This is a genomic window from Bradyrhizobium algeriense (assembly GCF_003062295.1).
GTDB classification, from domain to species: domain Bacteria; phylum Pseudomonadota; class Alphaproteobacteria; order Rhizobiales; family Xanthobacteraceae; genus Bradyrhizobium; species Bradyrhizobium algeriense.
In genome coordinates, this window is the sequence record NZ_PYCN01000207.1 from 1 (window position 1) to 560 (window position 560).

Below are 560 nucleotides of genomic sequence, written 5' to 3' on the forward strand. Positions count from 1 at the left end.
AGAACTCCACACTCCAGATTGCGTGAAATCCGCTCTGCATCGTGAAGCGAGTTCGTAAAGGCATATGCCGCGAGACCTACTGAGAGACTGTTGGCAACCGACAGCGCCGCATCGAGGTCGGGCACCGAGACGCAAGCCGCAATCGGGCCGAACGGCTCCACTGTCATCGCGTCGGCGTCAAGAGGAACTTCCGCCAGAACGGTCGGCGCGAAGAAGTAACCTCGATTCCCGATGCGTTGGCCTCCCGCCGCGACGCGAGCGCCACGTTGCTTGGCGTCGTCTACCATTGACTGGGCAGCGGCAAGCCTGCGCGCATTCGCGACCGGCCCCATCTGTACATCCGGCGCAAAACCATCGCCGACCTTGAGCGAGTTGAAGACTTCCGCGAAGGAGCCAACGAAATCATCGTAGGAGGCCTCATGGATGATGAATCGCGAGGGAGACGCGCAGATCTGTCCCGAGGCGCGTGCCTTCCCGACGGCGGCCAATCGGCCGATCTCTGCGGCGTTCACGCCGTCTCCGACGAGCACGGGGGCGTTGCCGCCGAGCTCCATAAGGAC

1 protein-coding gene is annotated in these 560 nt (G+C 62.9%); it reads right to left on the reverse strand.

Going from position 1 to position 560, the window contains the following annotated elements:
• Positions 1-554: aldehyde dehydrogenase family protein (locus C7G61_RS43145; RefSeq protein ID WP_244608797.1), on the reverse strand; the 554-nt coding region annotated here is incomplete at its 3' end.
• Positions 555-560: the final 6 nt, after the last annotated feature.